At 49.4% G+C, this 21,312-nt stretch carries 14 protein-coding genes; 3 read left to right on the forward strand and 11 right to left on the reverse strand.

All coding sequences use genetic code 11. The features are described 5' to 3' along the window. Positions 1-56: 56 nt before the first annotated feature. Together P2W70_RS34030 and P2W70_RS34035 are read right to left on the reverse strand one after the other, a co-directional pair. Positions 57-1,073, reverse strand: coding sequence for a carboxypeptidase-like regulatory domain-containing protein (locus tag P2W70_RS34030; RefSeq protein WP_276486089.1), 1,017 nt, complete (start codon positions 1,071-1,073; stop codon positions 57-59). A 107-nt stretch (positions 1,074-1,180) separates the two neighbouring features. Beyond that, positions 1,181-2,002, reverse strand: a complete 822-nt coding sequence (locus tag P2W70_RS34035) for a T9SS type A sorting domain-containing protein (protein ID WP_276486090.1) — start codon at positions 2,000-2,002, stop codon at positions 1,181-1,183. A gap of 114 nt (positions 2,003-2,116) precedes the next feature. Between P2W70_RS34035 and P2W70_RS34040 the strand changes: the two genes are divergently transcribed. The 3 genes from P2W70_RS34040 (at position 2,117) to P2W70_RS34050 (ending at position 5,383) form a co-directional block, all read left to right on the forward strand. Next, a complete protein-coding gene (locus P2W70_RS34040) occupies positions 2,117-2,716 on the forward strand; it encodes an RNA polymerase sigma factor (RefSeq protein WP_276486091.1) in 600 nt (199 codons plus the stop codon). A gap of 7 nt (positions 2,717-2,723) precedes the next feature. After that, positions 2,724-4,460, forward strand: coding sequence for an anti-sigma factor (locus tag P2W70_RS34045; RefSeq protein ID WP_276486092.1), 1,737 nt, complete (start codon positions 2,724-2,726; stop codon positions 4,458-4,460). Between the two features lie 65 nt (positions 4,461-4,525). Further along, positions 4,526-5,383: a DUF2911 domain-containing protein gene (locus tag P2W70_RS34050; RefSeq protein WP_276486093.1), complete on the forward strand. Its 858-nt coding sequence runs from the start codon at positions 4,526-4,528 to the stop codon at positions 5,381-5,383. Between the two features lie 289 nt (positions 5,384-5,672). Here P2W70_RS34050 and P2W70_RS34055 read toward each other — a convergent pair whose 3' ends face one another. The 9 genes from P2W70_RS34055 to P2W70_RS34095 all read right to left on the reverse strand — a co-directional run bounded on the left by P2W70_RS34055 (position 5,673) and on the right by P2W70_RS34095 (position 21,284). After that, positions 5,673-8,255: an alpha-L-arabinofuranosidase C-terminal domain-containing protein gene (locus P2W70_RS34055; protein ID WP_276486094.1), complete on the reverse strand. Its 2,583-nt coding sequence runs from the start codon at positions 8,253-8,255 to the stop codon at positions 5,673-5,675. A 102-nt stretch (positions 8,256-8,357) separates the two neighbouring features. Further along, the gene (locus P2W70_RS34060) at positions 8,358-10,769 is read right to left on the reverse strand and encodes a glycoside hydrolase family 127 protein (protein ID WP_276486095.1); all 2,412 of its coding nucleotides are present in this window, start codon (positions 10,767-10,769) and stop codon (positions 8,358-8,360) included. A gap of 94 nt (positions 10,770-10,863) precedes the next feature. Beyond that, complete coding sequence (locus P2W70_RS34065; RefSeq protein ID WP_276486096.1) at positions 10,864-11,841, reverse strand: hypothetical protein; 978 nt, start codon at positions 11,839-11,841, stop codon at positions 10,864-10,866. A gap of 36 nt (positions 11,842-11,877) precedes the next feature. Then, the gene (locus P2W70_RS34070) at positions 11,878-12,552 is read right to left on the reverse strand and encodes a hypothetical protein (RefSeq protein ID WP_276486098.1); all 675 of its coding nucleotides are present in this window, start codon (positions 12,550-12,552) and stop codon (positions 11,878-11,880) included. Positions 12,553-12,571: 19 nt separating this feature from the next. After that, on the reverse strand, positions 12,572-14,098 hold the full coding sequence (locus tag P2W70_RS34075) for a RagB/SusD family nutrient uptake outer membrane protein (protein WP_276486099.1): 1,527 nt from the start codon (positions 14,096-14,098) through the stop codon (positions 12,572-12,574). A gap of 11 nt (positions 14,099-14,109) precedes the next feature. Continuing rightward, complete coding sequence (locus P2W70_RS34080; RefSeq protein ID WP_276486100.1) at positions 14,110-17,271, reverse strand: SusC/RagA family TonB-linked outer membrane protein; 3,162 nt, start codon at positions 17,269-17,271, stop codon at positions 14,110-14,112. A 672-nt stretch (positions 17,272-17,943) separates the two neighbouring features. Beyond that, entirely contained in the window at positions 17,944-18,990 is a 1,047-nt protein-coding gene (locus P2W70_RS34085) for an agmatine deiminase family protein (protein ID WP_276486101.1), read from the reverse strand. A 95-nt stretch (positions 18,991-19,085) separates the two neighbouring features. Then, positions 19,086-19,964 carry a carbon-nitrogen hydrolase gene (locus P2W70_RS34090; RefSeq protein ID WP_276486102.1) on the reverse strand — a complete coding sequence of 293 codons (879 nt, stop codon included), beginning with the start codon at positions 19,962-19,964 and terminating at the stop codon, positions 19,086-19,088. 246 nt (positions 19,965-20,210) lie between these two features. After that, the gene (locus P2W70_RS34095; protein ID WP_276486103.1) at positions 20,211-21,284 is read right to left on the reverse strand and encodes a fatty acid desaturase family protein; all 1,074 of its coding nucleotides are present in this window, start codon (positions 21,282-21,284) and stop codon (positions 20,211-20,213) included. Positions 21,285-21,312 lie beyond the last annotated feature (28 nt).

Below are 21,312 nucleotides of genomic sequence, written 5' to 3' on the forward strand. Positions count from 1 at the left end.
TAATTCCACACAACAATCCTGCTTGATGTCATTACCGAACCAGGTAGCCGCTGTTTTTATTGCAGCACCAACTTGGCGTGGTATATTTTCTTGTCGGTCAGGCCCCTCACCCGCACCCAATAAATGCCTCTACTCCACGAAGATTGGGTGGGTACATTCATCACTTGTGCAGGTTGTGTCACCTGCAGGGCCTGTACATGTACCAGGCGTCCACCTGCATCCAGCAATTCCAGTTTATATTCACCGGTCGTTTTAATATTCAATGTCAGCTTTACGCCACTACCTACAGTTGCAGGATTGGGATACACCGTCACTGACTTTTTCCCGGGCCATAGATCAATCACGGCACGCTCCACCTTATCCAGCATGGTGACGCTGTGCACGATCGATACGGCACCGCCTCTACCACATCCTCTCCTGTTTCCGTAAGCAATCACACTTACCGCTTCCATTTGCGAACTGGTAGGCGCCAATACAAACTCCGTCGGCAACTCTTCCCCTACTTTCAATATATATTCCCTTTTATCGTATCCCACGGCACTGATTTCCAGTAATGCCGATTCCTTGTTGGTGAGGTCTGCAATCCTAAATTCTCCCTTCTCGTTGGCAGCGGCAACCGTTCCGACGCCAGCAATAGTTATGCTGGCATGGGCAATGGGCTGTTTTGTCCTGCTATCCAGTACAATGCCACTACAAGTACTTGCCGGTCCTTTACGTGCAGGTTTGCACAAGGGAGCTTCGATAAGCTGCGCCACTTTACCCGTTTGCGCTGTCAGGTCCTGGCTCATCAACAACAAGCCACTGACGAGCGCACTCCAGAAATATCGAAAAGAAAAGGAAGGCCGGGCAGTGCCTTCAATCATGTTCCTGTTCAGCTGATCATCATCCAAACGACCACAAACCGTGGTTGTCGCTTTGGACAAAAAGGCTAGAACTTGTTGGTCACTCATCAGCGAGAAATCTATGACCGTTTTCTGGCAGGCCCCGCAATAACGTCCCTGCTCTATTGGCGTCATCTGTTGCCAGTTTTCGTGACATGGTGTAGGAATGTCGATGTGTACAGATCTTTTCATACGCAATTGCTTTCTTACTGGATGCAATGTCAGCAGCACTTACACAATCGATATAAAATTTTGTACGATAAAACAACTACTACCGGTCGTCATTACCTGCACAGGAGCTATTGAATAATTAGTTTTGCTTCCTGAATCTTTTTACCGGCGCTGGTTACCCTGGCCCAATACAACCCTTTGATCCAGGAACTCTGTACTGGCACCGAAAAGGTTTGCCCCGAGTAGGCAATTTGTAACCCCTGCACATGCACAATACGACCGGCCACATCCATCAATTCCAGTTTATAGAAGCCTGGGTAAAACGCCTCCGTTTTCAAACTTACATAGCCACCCGCTTGCGCAGGATTGGGATAAAAGCTTATATTCTTTTTAAAGGGCAACCAATCGCCAAGCGTATTGAAGGCACGGGAGACATGGTCAGCAGGTGAAGTCAACTCCCTCGATACTACAAAACCGAGGGTGACAGTTTCAATTCCTGAATTGCGGATAAGCGCCAAGTGGGTAAAATCGGCCATCGACTCAACATTAAGCGCTGGCAATTTTATGTTTTGCTTGGATTTCTTTTTCCCGGGCGGCTTGCAGTCTGCAACGACTATTTCCCCCTGCTTCACGGTAGCCGTTTGCCCCGACACATCACTGGCTGTCATCAGCCACCCGCCCACCAATACACTCCAGGCGTAATTGAAATTAAACCGGCGTTTCGGCACCTGGTCCCGGTAGGTTTTATCGAGTTGGTCATTGCTGAATCGCCCGCACACTCCGGTAGTTGCCTCACGGAAATAGGCCAATATAGCCTGATCGCTCAGCTGGGTAAAATCGACCACCGTTTTCTGACAAGCCCTGCAATAACGGCCTTGCTCGTTGGGCGTCATGTGCAGCCAATTTTCGTGACAGGGTTCGTCGATGTTGATATGCAGGGGGTTGGGCATAATCAATAGGTTTTGTAATTATCAGATGCTCCTATTGCCAAAATTGCATAAAGCCCTGCCCGGTAAGATTTTTACACAAGCCTTTAACCATTCTTTTGTTAATTTTAGCCACGCGTGGCCTTCCTTAAGAACATACAACAGAATGATTTACCAGATAAAGAGCTGGTAAAAATGTTCCAATCCTCCGGTAACCTGGAGGTGCTGGCCATCCTTTTTCAGCGCTATATGGACCTCCTGTATGGGGTTTGCCTCAAATACATGCCCGATTCGGAATCTGCCAAAGATGCTGTAATGCAGGTGTTTGAGGAGCTGGTACAGAAGTTGCCCAAACATGAAGTGGAGAATTTCAAGAGCTGGCTGTATGCCCTGGCAAAGAATTACTGCCTGATGCAGCTCCGCACACCGAAAAATCTGAAAACCACCGAATTTAACCCCGACAGTGTGCAATCGGCAGAAGAAATGCATCTACAGGGTGTAAACCTGAAAGAGGAGAATCTCCAGAAAATGGAAAGATGCCTCGACACACTTTCCCGGGAGCAACGCGATACCGTGAAACTGTTTTACCTGCAAAACAAATGTTATAAAGAAATTGCAGATATAACAGGCCTGGATTGGAATAAAGTACGGAGTTATATACAGAACGGGCGGAGAAATCTGCGGATCTGTATGGAAAAGGTAGAAGAAGAAAGTAGCTTGCTTAAAATAAAAACTTAGTTTGTTCATGTCCGCAACTGACCATACGAAACATTATTCAGCAGCTGATATCCAGCGGTATCTCGCCGGCGAATTGTCGCCTGCCGAAATGCATGCTCTGGAGCTGGCTGCCCTGGATGATCCTTTCCTGGCGGATGCCATCGAGGGCATGCAATTAACCATTGCGCAACAAAGCAAGGCCCCTATCGATACCCACCTCCAGGAACTGCACCAAAGGTTGCAGGAGCGGGTTGCTGGTGAAGACCGCCGCCAGGTGGCCCCCGTCATTGCCTTCCGCTGGTGGCAAGCCGCCGCAGCCGCTGCTGTGGTCATTATCGGCGGTATCTGGTATTTCAATAGCACCAGCGATAGCCGTACTCATTTACAGCCGGTAGCGGCAGTAGAGAAAACAAAAGATGTCAACCCGGAAAGCGTGGCTCCCCAATCGTTCATGGCAGACTCTTCGGTAGCTACTAATCAGGTGTTGACCGACTCCTTGCTCCCCCCGGGTATGTTGGCGAAAGAAACAGAAAGTTCAGCGGGGATAACCAGCCAAAAGTCCGGGTATGCAATTTCTGAGAACGCGCTGGAGAACAACGCTTCCAAAAAGGCCATAACACCACCTGCCATGGCTTATTCGCCACTCCCCAAGCCGTCCAAATCTCAAACCGAAGCAAAGATCCTTACACAAGAAAATCAGCTGGTAGCCGCCGAAAAATCGGAACAACCAGCCGCAATACTCAACAAGCAGACCTATCAGCCTACCATGGAAGATAGCATGCGCTTGGCTTTCGCGCCCAAAAAGGCCTTGTCCAGCCGCAACCAGGCCAATTTATCGAATACCGCCATATCTTCCAATGCAACCCGGCCAGGTGATTTTGAACAGATAATCGTCGGCAAAACACCACGGGACACGTCCGCAGCGGGATTCCTGAGCAAGCCCCGCGAGCGTGAAATGAATTTATCGCGCAGAGAGCTCAGCGCCCGGCAGGCAAAGAAAAATCCCGATGCACTGCTGAGCGGTTTTGTCAGTGGCCGGGTGACCGATAATGCCACCAATAGCCCGATCTCCAATGCACTACTCCGCATCGATGGCAAAAGGGATTATTTTACCGATAACAAAGGTTGGTTCAAAATTCCGACCAATGATTCGGTGGTCAATGTAGCAGTGGGCACCTCCGGTTACTATACCCAGAACCTGCAACTCAATAACCATAGCAGCAATCTGATCAGCCTGAACCAACTGGGCGACAAAGCCCCCAATCCCCAACTCAATTTCAATGGCCTCCAAGGGAAGGTGGCTGGCGTTCAGGTGGAACGGGAATTTGCGGGTGATTCAGCAGCTGTCGCTTCTTTTAAAAACACGTTCCACAACGATTCAACGGGCGATTACCGGACCAAATTGGCATCCAGGAAAAAGGAAATGCAGATTGGATATGGCTACGCTTTTGATAAGCAGGCCGAATCAGCCGCACAACGGTCATCCAGCCTTAAAATGACCAACGCAGAGCCCGAATACGGCTGGCTCAAATACCAACAATACCTCGATCAAAACAAACGCCTGCCGGAAAACGGTACTGCCGGGGCCGGCAAAGTAGTAGTAGCCTTTGAAGTGGATAAAAAGGGCGTACCAGCCAATTTCCTGGCCATATCCTCCCCCGGCCAGGCTTACTCCGACGAAGCCGTTCGCCTTATCAAGGCAGGTCCCTCCTGGAAGCTGCTCAAGGGCCGTAAAGCAAAAGTTACCGTGGTCGTTACATTTTAAACCTTTTATACAACTGTTCTTTTTGCAGGGCAATTATCGTTTACCTTTGCGAAAATTTAATTGCCATGCGCAAAACCATCAACGTCTTTGCTTTCACTTTGCTGACAGCTTTTGCCGGCTATGCCCAGCCTCTTAAAACACCGGCTCCATCACCCACACAAACGATCAAGCAGGACTTTGGCCTGTCTTCGATCGAACTGTCTTATTCACGCCCACAAATGAAAGGTCGTAAGATCATGGGCGATCTGGTACCTTATAAAAAAGTATGGCGCACGGGTGCCAACCAGGCCACTGTCCTCACCTTCGGTGACGATGTGATCATTGGCGGCACCAAGGTACCCGCCGGTAAATATGGCCTCGTAAGCATCCCCGACGCAACCAATTGGGTGCTGATCCTGACCAAACAACTCGACATCACCTCTCCCGCTGCTTACAAGCAAGAGAATGATGTGGTACGGGTGAATGCCAAACCACGCCTCGTGGCTACCGCTGCACAGTCTTTTACCTTCCAGTTTGCGAACGTACAATCTTCCAGCTGCGAACTGCAACTGCAATGGGATAAAACAGTCGTAACGCTGCCCATCAAAACCGACATCGACAGTAAGATCATGGCACAGATCGAAACCAGCATCAATGGTGATGGTGACGAAGCCAAGAAGCCTTATTTCAATGCGGCGATGTATTTCCTCGACAATGGTAAGGACCTGAACAAAGCCCTCGAGTGGTTTAATAAAGCAGAAGCACAAAACCCGAAAGCATTCTGGGTACTGCACAACAAAGCCAATTGCCTCGCCAAACTGGGCAAAAAAGCAGATGCCATCGCTACAGCCAACAAATCGATCGAACTGGCCAAAGAAGCCAAAAACGATGATTACGTGTCGCTCAACCAAAAGTTGATCGCCAGGTTGAATGCCAAGGGATAAAATGACCTACCTATAAAAAGAACCTTAACACTTCCTTCGAATGGTCGCCAACAGGCGGCCATTTTTCTTTGTTACCCGCTCCCATCGGATATAAGTAACAAAATTATGACCACACCTGAACGGGCTGACAATCGCGGAAATCCATGATTTATGGTGGCGAACGATCCCCTGAAAGAGGGATTGACAAAAGGAAGCTGTTCCGGGGAGAGAGGTCGCATCGGAAGGGATTGGTCAGCAGGTAAGGCTACCATGCCGACCAATCTTATCCATGCGTTGGGTACTGAGATTACTAGCGTTGAGCTGTTTTCTTCCAGCCAATATCTTTTACACGTAAAATGGCGATCGTGTAAGGTTTAAGCGTCACTTCAAACGAAGGTTTCACATTGGTGAGCTTCGTAACGACAGGAACGTATTGCGTTGGTTTTTCCAGGGAGTTCTCTGCTTGCGGAGAATCAGCCTGCAACGTGGTCAGCTCACCGGTAGCGCCCACGGCCAACACACCCTCCAGGTTAATTGCGGCTGCATAGGGAGCATCCGATCCATTGACCATCTTCACAATGATATCACCGGTCTGCTGGTCCCGGCCGGCAATACTAAAGAAAGTATTGGGCTGTTTGAAAGAGAAAAGCTGTTTGCCATCGAGGTAGCAATCAATTTTATCCACCCCTACTTCAATGGTAATATCATACCATTTGCCGGTTTCAATCGGGGCAGGTAACCTGCGCTGTGGCATCATATCGGCGATAGAGAAGCTATCCGCCACCAGTTCCACCACATAATTGATATTGACATAAGAGCCGATATGCACCCGCATATGGCTGGCTGCATCTTTCACGGCAAAAGGAATGATGAACGCATTGGTGCCGCCTGTTTTGCGGGCCTTGAGTTTCAGCGTATAGGTATCGAACGATTTACCGGCGAGCAGGTTGAGGCGTTGGGCGCCCTGCGCAGTTTGCGCCAGCGCACTGTCTTTCACGCTCCACCGGCCACGAATGGCCTGCCATTCCTGCGGACGGTTGATGAAATCACTTTTATAAACGGTTTTTCCATCTTTTACGACTTCAATATCCCGGTATTCAGTTTGCGTATCCCAGGTAGCCAGGCCAATGCCTCCGGCAAATTGCGGCAGCGGGTTGGCCGCCGGCGGCAACGTCACCGTTGTTTGCAGATTTTGATCGGCCCGGTGATCCGACATCATTTTGATGGCATAATACGAGATACGGCCAAAGCTTTTGCCGGCATCGAAGTTGATAAGGTTAACAGGCCAATGGCGTGTATTGACATTTTCGAACAGTGGTGCATAGCTCGACATTTTAACGAGGTCACCATTGCGTTCCATACCCATGATGTACACCGCATCATTCAGCGCAGCCATCATATTACCACTGCCTACGCCGGCATTGGTCGCATACTCTCCTACGTACACATCCCAATCACCGCGCTTGTATTTATCAAAGTGATCGTAGTTGTTAAAGGCCCAGTAAGCAGCTTTGTAAGCATGCTCATCGGCCACATCTACTACCTTCATGCTGTCGAGCGTACGCTTGTTGATATCACCAATACCCATGCTGGCCATCAGGATCAGCTGCGGATACTTCTTTTTGATGGCTTCATAGAATATATTGTATCTTTTTGCATACCGCGGGCCATGTTGTTCGTTACCAATTTCCACGTACTTGAGCGAAAAAGGCTTGGGGTGTCCATTGGCGGCCCTTACCTTGCCCCATTTCGAAGTAGCGGGCCCGATAGCATATTCGATGGCATCGAGCACATCATCTACTACTGGTTGCAGGGAGTCGTCGGGAATGAAAGTGCCGCTGCGGTATTCACACGAAACGCCTGCATTGAACACATAGAGCGCTTCCGCTTTCAGGTCCTCGCAGAACTGCAGGTACTCATGGTAACCAAAACCATCGCTGCTCCAATAGCCCCATACACTATAAGTGCCAGGTCTTTTTTCCTGGGGTCCGATGGTACGTTTCCAGTTGGCGGCATTTTCTATATTGATGCCCTCCACAAAACAACCACCTGGCCAGCGTACGAAGGCAGGTTTGAGATCTGCCAGGTATTGTGCCAGGTCTTTCCGCATCCCATTGGGCCGGTTCTTGAATGTTTGCTGCGGGAAAAGAGATACGAAATCCAGCCATACCGTGCCCGTGCTGCCGAATGTAAATACAAATTTGGCCTTAAGGTCGGTGGCGGTGGGTTTCAGTGTACAGGTATATTTTTTCCAGGTACCGCCTTTAACATTGCTGAGTACTTGTTGCGCCAATACTTTTCCATCCTTCGATTGCAGGGATACGGTCAACGCTCCCTTGTACCGGTCATCGGTACGTACGTAAAAGGAGAGGTTGTACAACTCGCCTGCATTGGCCTTGATACCCCAGAAGCCTTCGTTGACCAGGTTGTTCTTTCCGCCCGCATCCAATGCCTGTATGTCTACCTGCATGGAGTTGGGAGTGGCGTCGGTCAATGGCTTTTCCTGCGTCAGCTGGATCTTGATATTGTCCGCACTGGCGGTTTCCAGCGACCAGGCAGGCCACTGGCTTCTTAATGGCCAGCGCATCCGCCAATCGCTCACGCGTGGTTGCAGCATGTAGTGGGGCGTGCCCGAGGTGGGTATCAGCCAGCCGTTCTCAATTTTGGTACCTGCCGGCACCCGGCTTTCTTCGAAACCGCGGTTCTGGATCAACTCTCCATACAGGCCGCCTTCTCCCCCATGACTGATCTCTTCGAAGAAGATACCATGCAGGGTAGAAGCCACAGCAGCTCCCGGTTTGTTGGCGTCGATGGTAATGGTAGCCTGACGCTGGCTATGTGCTGCGGCGTTGACGAGCAGGGCTGCAGCAAGGGTGATAAATGGTTTGCGCATCTGGTAAGGTTCAGTGCATCCCCGGTAACGGGGGCAGTTCAAATTTACAATTCAATAAATAACAGTCGCTGCCCCCGTAGGGGCAACGACTGAACAACAAAACTATCTTACGATCCACTCATGGATGCCGGTTGCATGGTTGGCAGGCAACTGTACTTCCATTTTAAGGGCAGTGGTTTTTATAGGTTCAAATTTAACGGTATTGTATTTGTCTTTCGAAAGCTCGTAGTCACCGGTGGTTTGCACAGGCACCCACTCGGTTCCTTTCTTGTAATACAACTTCCAGGAAGCTGGGATACGACAACCACCAAATGGACCGTCGTCGAACCAGTATACTTTGGATTCAGACACCGTATATTCCTGATCAAATTCATACTGCACCCATTCCAGGGTGTTTTTCTTGGGCCACCAATGCAGGTAAGGGGCATTGTTGTCCTGTGCACTTTCGGGATCGTACTGATCACTCAGCGCTTTCCACATACGTTGGTTGTTGAGCGAGGCCGTGGCCTTGCTTTTCGCAGCAATGGTGAGGGCTGGTTTGGGTTTGGCAGCAGACGCTTCATAAGGGATCCATACCACCATTTCACCAGGGCCGCGGTTGGCCCAGCTATAATACGGAATAGCAGTTACTGTTTGTGAAGACTTGACGAGTTCATCGCTATTGAGCTGCCTCTTGGTAGAAGAGCCCTGCATTTCCAGCACGGTAACGCCGTTCAGCAAATTGGACTTGACCACGGGCTTTACGTCTACCGCTTTGTCTACTACGATGTTTTGTACCGCACTGTCTTTGTTGTCGGGACCTTCCAGGCAATACAGCAACGGACCACGCTGTAAAGCGAAACGGCTTTTATCATCTTTGACATCTTCTTTGGCAAATAGCTTCTGTACTTCCATGGGCAGTTCGAAGGCAATGGCGTCACCCTTTTTCCATTTGCGGTTGATCACTGCATACCCTTTCACCATATCATATTTTATGGGTTTGCCATTGAGGGTGATCACGAGGGGCTGCGCTTTTTTATCAGCGGCAAAATAGAGATCGCCGGGTACCACTTCTTTTTTAGACCATCCGGGCACACGTACCTGAAGGGCAAAGCTGGTTGTCTTCTCAGGGCTTACCACGATCTTCACTTTTCCTTCCCAGGGATATGCTGTTTGTTGCTCCAGCTTGATGTTACCAGCGGGCAACTTGATATCCGCCGTACCACCAGCAAAGAGATTTACATACAGGTCGTTTTTGTTCTGGGCATACATGTATCCCGGCATCGACGGCAGGAAGCGCGTCATGTTGGAAATACAACAAGCGCAACCAAACCACGCACTGCGTTGGTGCTGCCCCATAGAGGCCAATGGGTTGGGATAAAAGAAACGGTCACCACTGAGGGATACACCCGATAGCAGGCCGTTGTACAATACGCGCTCCAGTACATCGATGTATTTGGCATCGCCGTGCAACAGGAACATACGGTTGTTCCAGTACACATTCGCAATGGCCGCACAGGTCTCTGCATATGCCGACATATTGGGCAGCTGGAACGGAGCACCAAAGGCTTCGCCCGCGCCGGTAGCGCCTATACCGCCCGTAATGTAGAGTTTTCTTTCCACCACATCATGCCAGATGGCATCGATGGCTTTGAGGTAAGCTTCATTGCCGGTCAGGGCCGCAATATCCGCCATACCGGTGTACATATAGGTGGCGCGTACGGCATGTCCTACTGCTTCATCCTGCTCCACTACTTTTTTATGTGCCTGGCTATACTGACCTTTTTTAGGTCCACGTACATCGAGAAAGAACTTGGCGAGATCGAGGTATTCCTTTTTACCAGTTACCCGGTACATCTTGGCCAATCCGATTTCCACTACCTGGTGACCGGGTGCTTTTTCTTCTTTGCCGTAGCCGAAGTCCTTTACGAGCAGGTCGGCATTTTTGATGGCGATATTCAGCAGGTTCTTCTTGCCGGTCGCCTGGTAATGCGCTACTGCCGCTTCAAACAGGTGGCCAGAGTTATACAGCTCATGGCTCAGGTCTTCTTCTTTTTGCCAGCGTTTGGTACCTACCCAGTCGTGCACTTTTGCCGGTTTCATAGTACGGAACGTATAGAGGTAGCCATCGGGCTCCTGTGCATCGGCAATGATCTGGATGAGCGAATCCATGTATGACTCCAGCTTCGGATTCTTTTGCACCTGCAGGCCATAGGAAGCCCCTTCCAGCACTTTATAGATATCGGTATCATCAAAAGTGTACTCGGTGTATTTGTCGGCGGGCATTTTGCCGGCGGCCTTCAGAAAGTTGTCGATCCGTCCGGTTCGCCTGCACTGCTCCAGCGTATAGGGGATCGTTACATCCGCATTCACCTGAATTTTAGGAGCCCAGAAATGGTCGGTAAGGTGAACATGGGTAAAATCAACAGGCTGGATAGGATAATCCGAGTGTTGCGCACACACAGGCAGCGTTGCCGCAAACAGGGCCGCATACATCGCTGCTTTTCTTTTGGATGATGTTGACAAAAAACTCATGGGTAACTTAATAAATGAGAAATTAATAAATAAGAAAGAACGAAGACAGCCATCTCTCAGACTGCCTTCATCGGTTGTTATAATTTGCTATCAACTACTTTTTAGCCGCAAAGTTTACCCGGTTGGTGATGATCCAGGTTCCTTTCACATAAGGAATGCCCTGATCAGCCGGGTACAGCCTTACTGAGAACTCAGGATTGATGTTCTGGTTCAGGTCATTAAAAGCAGCTGGTATACGATAGGAACTGAGGTACGCATTGTTCAATACAAACAGCGGATAAGTAGGCGTTTTATCCGGATATTGATAAACCAATGCCGTATCAGTTATCTCTTCTGCATAATACGGAGCAAACTGCTTGAAAGAATACCGTAAGCCCGTAGTACCCGCGAGCGTAGCCCGGGGTATTACCTGTCCTGTCTTCGGATTGAAGGTGGCACCATTTTTATCCACAAACTTCACGATGATCTTATTGGGGCCGGCAGGCACCCTGTCTACGGTAACGGCAAAGTTAGCCTGCGTTACAAATGTCGCTTCCTGACCAGTTACAGAAGTGCTGGCAAATTGCCGCACCAATTGAAAGGGAACTGCAGGATTGATGCGCACCCGGGCAATGCTGTTCAGCACAATTGTACCCTTCACATTAGACGCCTGCACATCGAAATCATAGATACCGGTATCTACAAACATAGAAGCGGGCGTTACTTCAAGACGACCGCCCAGCTCATTTACATTAAAAGGCTTGTACATAGCCGTGCCCAGCTTTTTAGACAACATATCGAGCGTGCTGTCGCTAAACAGTATTTCACCCTTGTAGATCGGAATTTCATACTCTTTAGAAAGCACATCGGTAACAGCACCTGTTTTGTCACGAACGGCGAGCAGTTTGACTGTCAAGGCCTGGGTAGAGCCATCGGTTTCCAGCGGAGCTGAAGTGGTTACACGGCCTTTGGCGGCAGTGAAAGGATTGGCCCGGTAGAACAACCTGTCACTTAAAAAGCCTACGTCGTCTTTATTACAGCCCCACAACGTGACAACGAGCGCTGTGGCAGCAGTGATATGTCTCAATTTCATGATTGACCTGATTTTGTATGATTCAATAACAACTTCCTAAAACCTGCCAAACGTATGCAGGTTAGACAATACGTGCAACACACGGTTCCCGTTTTCGGGCAGAATACCAGTGGTTTGACAAAGTACCCGTATATCTGATTCATTCGCTGGCGGTACAACACCCGGCTCATCGATGGCGCCCCGCACTTTAACCAGGTACAGCAGGTACGTAGGTGCATTGGAACGTTCGAGGTAAAGGGTATTGGTTTGCAGCTCTTTCATTACGCCCAACTGAAGACCGGCCACCACTTTTGATGGATACATCGTAGGTTTCAATTCCTGCGCGTCTGCCAGCGTGATCTTGTCCGCAAACATGTATTGCAGTACAGAATCTGCTTTCATGTCTTTGTACAAGCTATCTAGTGTATACGCTGCTGCAGGATTGGCAGCTTGCTTTTCCGTCAGGCGCAGGGTCATATAACGGCCAATGGAATAGTTGGTAGGTGCAAAGAACGTATTGGCTGCATTGACCTGCTCTTTAAGTCCGTAGTGATCGATTACTTTCACCAGGGTATCAAAAAGCTTCCAGGGGTGCTGGGCCAGGTAATCGTAGGTAGTAAGTGGTGTCCTGGGATCATGTACACCGCCATCCGTGAGGTAAGCTGCTTTTTTGCAGGAAGTAGCCCCGGCAAAGATGATGATGAGAAGGATACCTATTGAATAACTTTTCATAATTTCTAGTTTTAGCAGTTTACATTTTGTCTCTCCAGAAAGGCGTTTGCGTCAGTTTGGTGTTCAGCTGAATCAGGATCGGATCTACCGGCCAGTAATATTTGCCTTGCTGAAATTGCGTTCCGTCCATGCGCACAATCGCACCAGTGCCGTTGAACTTCAGGGTACCGGTTTTCCGGGCCAGCCTGATGAGGTCATAAAACCGGTGACCTTCCAGGAACAACTCGCGTGCCCTTTCCTCGATCACTGTTTCGAACAAGGTATTGTCGGGGCCTGTGTAGGCCGATACATTGTTGATCGAGCGGATCTCATTGAGCAGTGTACGGGCTTCACCAAACGTGGATTGTGCTGCCAGCGCTTCCGCTTTCAACAACTTAATATCCGCCAGCCGGAAAACGATGATGTTGTTGAGGTTGATGGGCGATGTATTGTTGGCCGCTGTGTAGATGATATTCGAGTATTTGATATTGATCGGATCAACGGTACCCCAGTAAGCGAAACCGTTCTTACGGCGGTAGTCATTGCTATCAGCGGTGTTGGGGAACAGGTTGTTCAGCGTACCCACATCCAGGGTAAACTGTGAGTTACCCAGGTTGGTCGCCAGGTAGGGCGTTTTGAGTGTCCTGAAGGCAATATCACCGATTACCGGGTTGGTATGTCCCGATCCTTCAGTATTCGAATTCTTGGCAATCTCAAAAATCCCTTCCGTCGTGTTGCCTTTAAAAATACTCAGGTAAGTCGTGCCATTGCTCCGGTTCACATACGTATAACCACCTTTCGAAATGACGGAATCTGCAGCGACGATCACTTTATCGTACTCCCCTTTCCAGGCATAGATATGTGCGAGCAGCGCATAAGCAGCCCCTTTACTGGCACGGATTGGCCTATTGGCGCTGGCGGCTGCCCAGGTCATTTTGGGCAGAGCAGCTTCCAGGTCTTTGATACACAGGTTCAATATTTCGGCCTGCGGTGTACGCTCCAGATTGGGCGCCAGTGCAGCGTCAGCTACTGATTCGGTCACCAGCGGCACATCACCCCAGATGCGGGCCATGTAGAAGTAGTTAAAGGCCCGGAGAAAATACGCTTCTGCCACCAGTGCATCTTTAGCAGCCTGCCTGTTGGCCGATGTGAATTGATCCACGGGTATGCCTGGGATGTTTTGCAGACAACGGTTTGCCTGGTCGATCGCCCGGTAAAAATTATCCCAGCGACGCAACCGCAGCAGACCGCGGTGTAATTCGGTGGCAGGAATAAAAAATCCCCAGTTGATATTGCCGATATGGTTGATGTCTTCCCCGGGCAGGTTAGACATGAACTCGTCGGTGGCAAAATCGCCATAATAGTAGTGAGACATTCCCTGCTCCATCAGCGAGGTGCGGGTGAGTGCATAAGTACCCGCCATGGCGTTGTTGGCTTCCGCCTCGTTGTTCCAGAAATTGCCGTCGGTGGCCGTGTTGATGGGCTTCCGCTCCAGGAACTTCTGGCAGGAAGTCAATGAGGTTGCCAGTAACAGGGCAACAGAAAGTTTATTGATAATTCGGTTCATGTTCGCAGTTTTTAGAAATTAAGCTCAAGGCCAAATGTGAACTTTTTAGGAAGCGGATAATCGTTACCATTGGTATAGCCATCAGGGGAAACCAGTTCAGGATCGGGAACGGTCGCATTGTGCAATACGAACACGTTGTCGATAATGCTATAGAAACGGATGCTGCGAAGTCCTACCTTTTTGGCGAACTTTTGCGGCATGGAATAACCCAGGTTGATGTTCTTCAACCGGAAGAAGCTCGCATCTTCCGTGAAGATGGTTTGAGCGATATGCCATTTGTCGACCGCATTGTTGATCAGTGACGGGAAAAACGCTACGTCACCGGGCTGACGCCAGAAGTCAAGGCCGCCGAAATCAGAAGCCGGGCCAGAATAAGGTCCCCAGCGGTTTACTACATCATTGCCCGCAGAAGCCAGCTTATCAGATAAATAACCATTCCACAGCGTTCTGCCTGAAATGAAGGTGGCCAATACCTGCAAGGTGAAATTCTTGTAAGAGAAGCTGTTGACGATACCGCCGTACAGTTTTGTCTGGGGGTTGCCTTTATAGATCTTATCGAGGTTATCGATGTTGTAGTCGCCATTGATATCTCTCTTGGCACCATCGCCAGCCCCGAAGAAGTTACCACCATACCAACGGATGCGCTGACCGGTGAGTGGATCTACAGGTACATCACCCTGTGTAGGATAAACACTGGGCACATCCCATACCAGGAAGCCGTACATGGGCTGTCCAATGGTAAGGGTACGTTGCAACCAGGGCTGGCCATAGACGAAATCACGATTACCATCGGGCAGTTTGGTGACCAGGTTATCATTGAAGGCAACGTTCAACGTGGTGCTCCATTTCAACGGAGAGTTCTTACCAAGGTTCTGTGTGGTCAGTGTGAATTCGTATCCCTTGTTGCGTACATCCACATAGTTGTTGGAGGCGGTAGTATAACCGGTAGTAACCGGTACGGGAATGTTGAATACCAGCTCGCGGGAATCTTTGATATAATAGTCTGCTGTAAGGGTAATACGATCATTCAGGAAATTCGCATCGATACCCAGGTTCATTTGGGGCGACCTTTCCCAGGTGATATTGGCAGCAGGTGCCGGCACCCCATAATTAGGCGTTATGGCTGTTACACCATTGTACGTGATCACGTTACCGGTAGCACCTGATCCGAGCGTAGAACTCGTATACGCCACATTGGTCGATAACTGACGATACTGGGCGTAGTAGTTACCGGGATCACGGCCCGTGATGCCATAGCTACCGCGTACTTTCAGAAAGTTTACCACATCCTTTAGGCCATCAAACCATTTTTCTTCCGAAACATTCCAGCGCACAGACGCGGCAGGGAAAGTACCCCAGCGGCTGGAGGAGGAATAACGGGAAGATGCATCCATCCGGAAGCTACCATCGATGCCATACTTGCCTTTGTAGTCATAGCCAATACGGGCAAAACCCGATACGCGGGAACGATCTTCATAAGTAGTAGATGCAGACAATCCCGGTCCGCTTGGAACACCTTGCAACATCTGGATGGCATCGAAAGGAACACCATTACCTCTGGCATTGGTGACTTGGTTCACTTGTTCTTCGGCACCTTGTCCAAGCAACGCAGTGATCGTATGGTCCTTGATCTCTTTGGTATAGGTCAGATAGTTCTCAACCTCCCAGCGGCGGCTATTGGAAGAGAAGTGTATGGCATCTGACCGGTTGTTGGTGGTCACGGATTTATGCTGCAGATAATCACGACGGGCAAAACCGAAATTATACGACAATGACGTGGTAAACGTCAGTTCCGGCGTGATGTTAGCGATCAAGCGGGTATTACCGTTGATGGAAGTTGTACGGTCGTCATCACGCACCTGACTGCTCCTGCCTTCATACATTTCTTTTACCTGGTCAGTTATACGCCAGAAAGAAGACGGGAAATTGGATACGCTGAAGGGATAAATGCTGGCCAGATTACCCGGACCATGCTTGGCTTTCGTGAAGCCCAGGTACAGGTCGGTAGTTACTTCAATGCCTTTGTAGGGCTTTACCGACAGGAACAGGCGAGGTGTGGTACGGGCCAGGGTAAAGCCACGCATGATACCTTCTTCTTCGTAGCGGTTCATCGAGATACGATAGGCAAATCTTTCTTCAGCACCGCCAATGTTAACGTCCACGTTTTTGATGGTGGCATCCTGTAAGAACAGTCCCTGCCAGTCGGTATTGTTGTTGAAAGCCGTGTTCAGACTATCGGTCAGGAACTGGCTCAACTGCCCCTTTTGGGTATAATCGGCCTGTGCCCGCAGAATGTCCATTTTATATTGTCTTTCAGCAACACCCGCCAATACCGGTTTCATAGCTGGCGCCGTCGAGATACCAACATAAGATGATACACGGAACTGGGGCCGGCCTGTTTTAGGTCTTTTGGTTTTGATGATGATAACACCATTACCGGCTCTCGCCCCATAAATAGCCGCCGCAGAGGCATCTTTCAGGATGTCGACCGACTCAATATCATTGGGGTTGATCGCCAACAGCGGGTTCGCATTACCATAGGCCGAGCGAACGTCGCTTACATCATATACGATACCATCGATCACATACAGCGGAGAGCTGATGCCGTTGGCTCCGATACTTCCGTCGCCATTGCTGACACTTGTATTACCCCGAATATTGACAATATTGTTTGCACCGGGTTCACCTGAAACACTGAGGATATTCAAGCCCGCAGCACGGCCTTGCAGCATCTGATCGAAGGTGGGATAAGGAATGTTTTCGATGTCTTTTCCTTTTACGGTAGAGATAGCGGCAGAGGTCTTGCGCCGTTGGATATTCTGGTAGCCAATGACCACGACATCCTCCATTCCTTTGGTATCTTCTTCCAGCACGATCTGCAGGGAAGTTCTTCCATTAACAGTGATGTTTTGTGAGGAATACCCTACAAAACTAATTTCCAGTACGGGCTTAGCAGTTTTCAGTTGAATGGTAAAGGTGCCATCGTCTTTGGAAGATAAACTGTTGGAGGAACCTTTTTCTTTGATCGTAACACCCGGCAGTGGGTTGCCGGTCTTCTTTTCCGTGATCCGGCCACTTACACTTTGTTGCGCCTGGGCAACGAGTGATGACAGGATGCATACAAAAAGCCATGGAATGCGCCAGGGCTTTGCAGCAGTCAGCATGTTGGTCATAATTGTTATTTTGTTTGGTTTATGCAATAGCAAGCTATTGCCGGCATGATACAGGCAGTAGTACATTCGTACACATCTAAAAAGGGCAAGAAATTATCTTCTTTTTACAGGGCAGGTTAATGGTTACGCATCATATGCGAAATGCTGAAAGGTCACTGACAGGTGGAATGTATTCCGTTGCCGGAACACGGGAGGCTAATAACTTTTTCATTTTAGCAAGCTTTAGGGTTGATGTAAAAGAATCCCTATCAAAGCAAACAGCACCTCACTTACAAGATGAGACACGATTTGTTTAATTGTCAATCTTACAATTAAAAGTACCTACCTTTTTGAATACGTCTTTTACCTATTTTATCATATTCTACTAAGATATTCGCTAAATGCTACGTCGATATAGCCGGCGTTTTTATCGACCAAAACCCTTATCAGGTCTTTATTCTGCGCTTTTCACCACCGGCGCCGGTCATTTGACAAAGATCAAAACACCCCCTTTGGTTGGTCACCGTATGTTGGTTATTCATTTACCTGCCACATGCTAAAAACCGGCAGATCAGCTGTTTCGCCAGCCGCTTTGGAAGATCACGGCAGTAGTATTGCCGCCCGTGTTGGTGGACAGGGGCACAAAAAAAGGGTGGCAGCTATGGCTACCACCCCTTCATGATCCTTATATTATTATATAGCGGGTTCCTGCTGACTGAGGCAATGGAAACTGCCCAGGCCCCAAATGATCTCGGTAGAGTCGATACCGACTACTTTTCGATCAGGGAAACAATCCTGGATGATCTGCAAAGCCTGCTCGTCTTTGTCGCAACGGAAAGTAGGAACGATCACAGACGCATTAGCAATACAGAAGTTGGCATAGGACGCTGGCAGTCGCTGATCATCGTATACTACTTCGTCGGGCATGGGTAGTTCTACAATATTCAGCTGCTTGCCGTTCAATAGCCGCATGGCCTTCAACTGATCGAGGTTGGTTTGCAGTAGCTCATAGTTCTCATCCACCTTATTCTCTTCGATCACGGTGAGCACCGTGTCTTCATTGACGAAACGAACGGTATCATCGATATGACCATCGGTATCATCTCCAACAATACCTTCATCGACCCACAACACCTGCTCTACGCCGTAGTAGTTGTACAGGTATTCTTCGATCTGTTGTTGATTCAGGTGCGGGTTGCGGTTAGGATTGAGCAGGCAGGCTGTAGAAGTGAGCAAGGTGCCCTTGCCATTGAACTCTACAGAACCACCCTCCATAACGATACCAGGATTATATACGGGGATATTCAACGCTTTACCGATCCGCGTAGGGATCACATCGTCGAGGTCAAAGGGAGGGTATTTGCCACCCCAGGCATTATAGCCCCAATCGACGATCACCTTTTTGATGTCGGCCTTTGGATTGACCAGGAATGCCGGACCATGATCGCGGCACCAGGCATCGTTGGTGGGATGTAAAAAGAACTCCACCTTACTGAGATCGGCACCCGCTTCACGGATGTATTTCAACGCGAAGTTTTTCATCGCTTCATCAGCCACATTGATACGCACCAGTTCGCCAAGCGACAGTTCGCGGATAAACTGAGCGTAGTACGGATAGATCGCATCGATCTTGCCGGGCCAGGAGGCTTCCTTGTGTGGCCAGCTGAGCCAGGTCGCTACATGTGGCGCAAATTCAGCGGGGAAATAATATCCTAAGCTCTTGGGAGTAACTGATTCCATGAAGGGCTATATGTTTTAAAAGTAAAATGCTCAATGTCCGATGGCAAATCGCCCTGATGGCGAGTGGGAGCCGCGAACATTGAGCATGGATATAACTAGTTCTCGTCGTCGATATAACGCTTGGTGATGGGCTGATAGGAGTCGATGCGGCGATCGCGCATGAACGGCCAATGCGTACGGTAGCGGTCACTCTTCGCGAGGTCGAGCTCCACCACTTCTACTTCTTCCTGGTCGTGCGATGCCTTGTAGAGCAGCGTACCGAAAGGATTGGACACAAAAGAGCCGCCCCAGAATTGCATAGCGCCGTTCTGCTCCAGGCCTACACGGTTTACGCTCACCACGTGCACACCATTCGCTACGGCATGGCTGCGCTGAATGGTCTGCCATGCATTGTATTGCTCGGTATTGGTCGCTTCATCCTGTGCGGTAGCCCAGCCTATGGCGGTGGGATAGAACAGGATCTCTGCTCCCATGAGAGAGGTAATACGGGCTGCTTCGGGATACCATTGATCCCAGCAGATGAGCACACCAAAGGTGGCAAACTTCGTCTTGAACACTTTGTAACCGAGGTCGCCGGGCGTGAAGTAGAACTTCTCATAATACGCCGGATCGTCGGGAATATGCATCTTCCGGTACTTGCCGAGATAAGAACCATCGGCATCGAGTACCGCAGTGGTATTGTGGTACAGGCCCTGTGCCCGCTTCTCAAACAAAGAGGCAATGATCACCACGCCTTCTTCTTTGGCTACCTTGCTCAGGGCATCGGTAGAAGCGCCGGGAATGGGCTCGGCCAGTTTGAAGTTTTCATAATCCTCCACATCACAGAAATAGAGTGATGTAAACAATTCCTGCAGGCATACGATCTGCGCGCCTTTGGCGGCTGCTTCCCGCACCTTGACTATCGCCTTCTGCAAGTTCTCTTCTTTGTTGGCAGTACAGGTTGTCTGCACCAAACCTACTTTTACTGTTGACATGTTTGCTACGCTGAATTTTGAAGTGCAAAAATAGTTTTTTAGCCGGGAACAAGACGTAAAATGAGGGTTAATAGTTGCGTGGGGAAAGAAAGGCAGTCAGGCAGCCAGGCATTAAGGCACCCTAGGGGGAAGGCAGTAGTAACCTAAAAAACACAACCCGGACTGGCTGAGCCGGTCCGGGTTGTGGTATGTTGTTGTATTTGTACGCTTGTATTACTCAGTGTCGTTGACTTCCCTCGTTGCCACTTACGCTGCCCTGCCCATTTGCTTCAGGAAAGCGACGTGCGAAGCCACTGCATAACGCACACGGGGATATTCGATGTACTCGATACCGTATTCCTTACAAGCCTGGCGGATGATCTTGCTGATCGCCGGGTAGTGGATGTGGGAGATTTTGGGAAACAGGTGGTGCTCGATCTGGAAGTTGAGACCGCCTACCAACCAGCTCACCACTTTGTTGTGGGTAGCAAAATTGGCGGTTGTTTTGATCTGGTGTACAGCCCACTCGTCTTCGAGTTTATTGGTATCAACGTTGGGCACCGGGAAAGCGGTATGCTCTACGGTATGCGCCAGTTGGAACACGAGGCTCAATACAAGACCCGCCACCAATGTCATCACCAAAAAGCTAACCAACCAGGAAGTGAACCCTACCATGTAGATCGGCAAACCCACAAACAGGAAGAGGTGAAACACTTTGAAACCCCAGAATACGAGGTGGTCACTCAGCTTCATTTTTTTCAGGGGCATGTTGCCGATACGGCTCTTGAAATATTTTTGATAGTCCAGCACGAAGATCCAGAACACGTACAGCAAAGAGTACAGGAACCAGAAATAGATATGCTGGTATTTGTGCAGGCGATATTTGGGTTGTGTAGAGCTCATGCGCATCCAGGGCTGGATATCGATATCATCATCGAGGCCATCCACGTTGGTGTACGCGTGGTGGATCACATTGTGCTTCATGTTCCACATAAAGCTGTTACCACCCAGTATGTTCAGGGAGAAGGCTGCAAAGCTGTTCACCCATTTGTATTTGCTGAAGCTACCGTGCGCACCGTCGTGCATCACATTGAAACCGATCGCGGACACTACTCCACCCAACAATACGCTTTCGAGAATGGCGAAGAACACATTCGGCGTAAAGAACACCAGGTGAACATAGATCGCCAGAAACACCACCATCAGGATCACCGCTTTCATGAAGATCGGATAATCTCCATACTGCGATTTACCTACTTCCTCGAAGTAGTTGGTGATACGCTTCTTCAACTCCGTGTGGAATGAAGGCTGTACGTTGGCGAATTTTGGCACTGCTGACATGATCTTCTAGTTTTTAAAATGGTGGCAA

Origin of the sequence: Paraflavitalea pollutisoli, assembly GCF_029360705.1 — a bacterium.
Classification (GTDB): domain Bacteria; phylum Bacteroidota; class Bacteroidia; order Chitinophagales; family Chitinophagaceae; genus Paraflavitalea; species Paraflavitalea pollutisoli.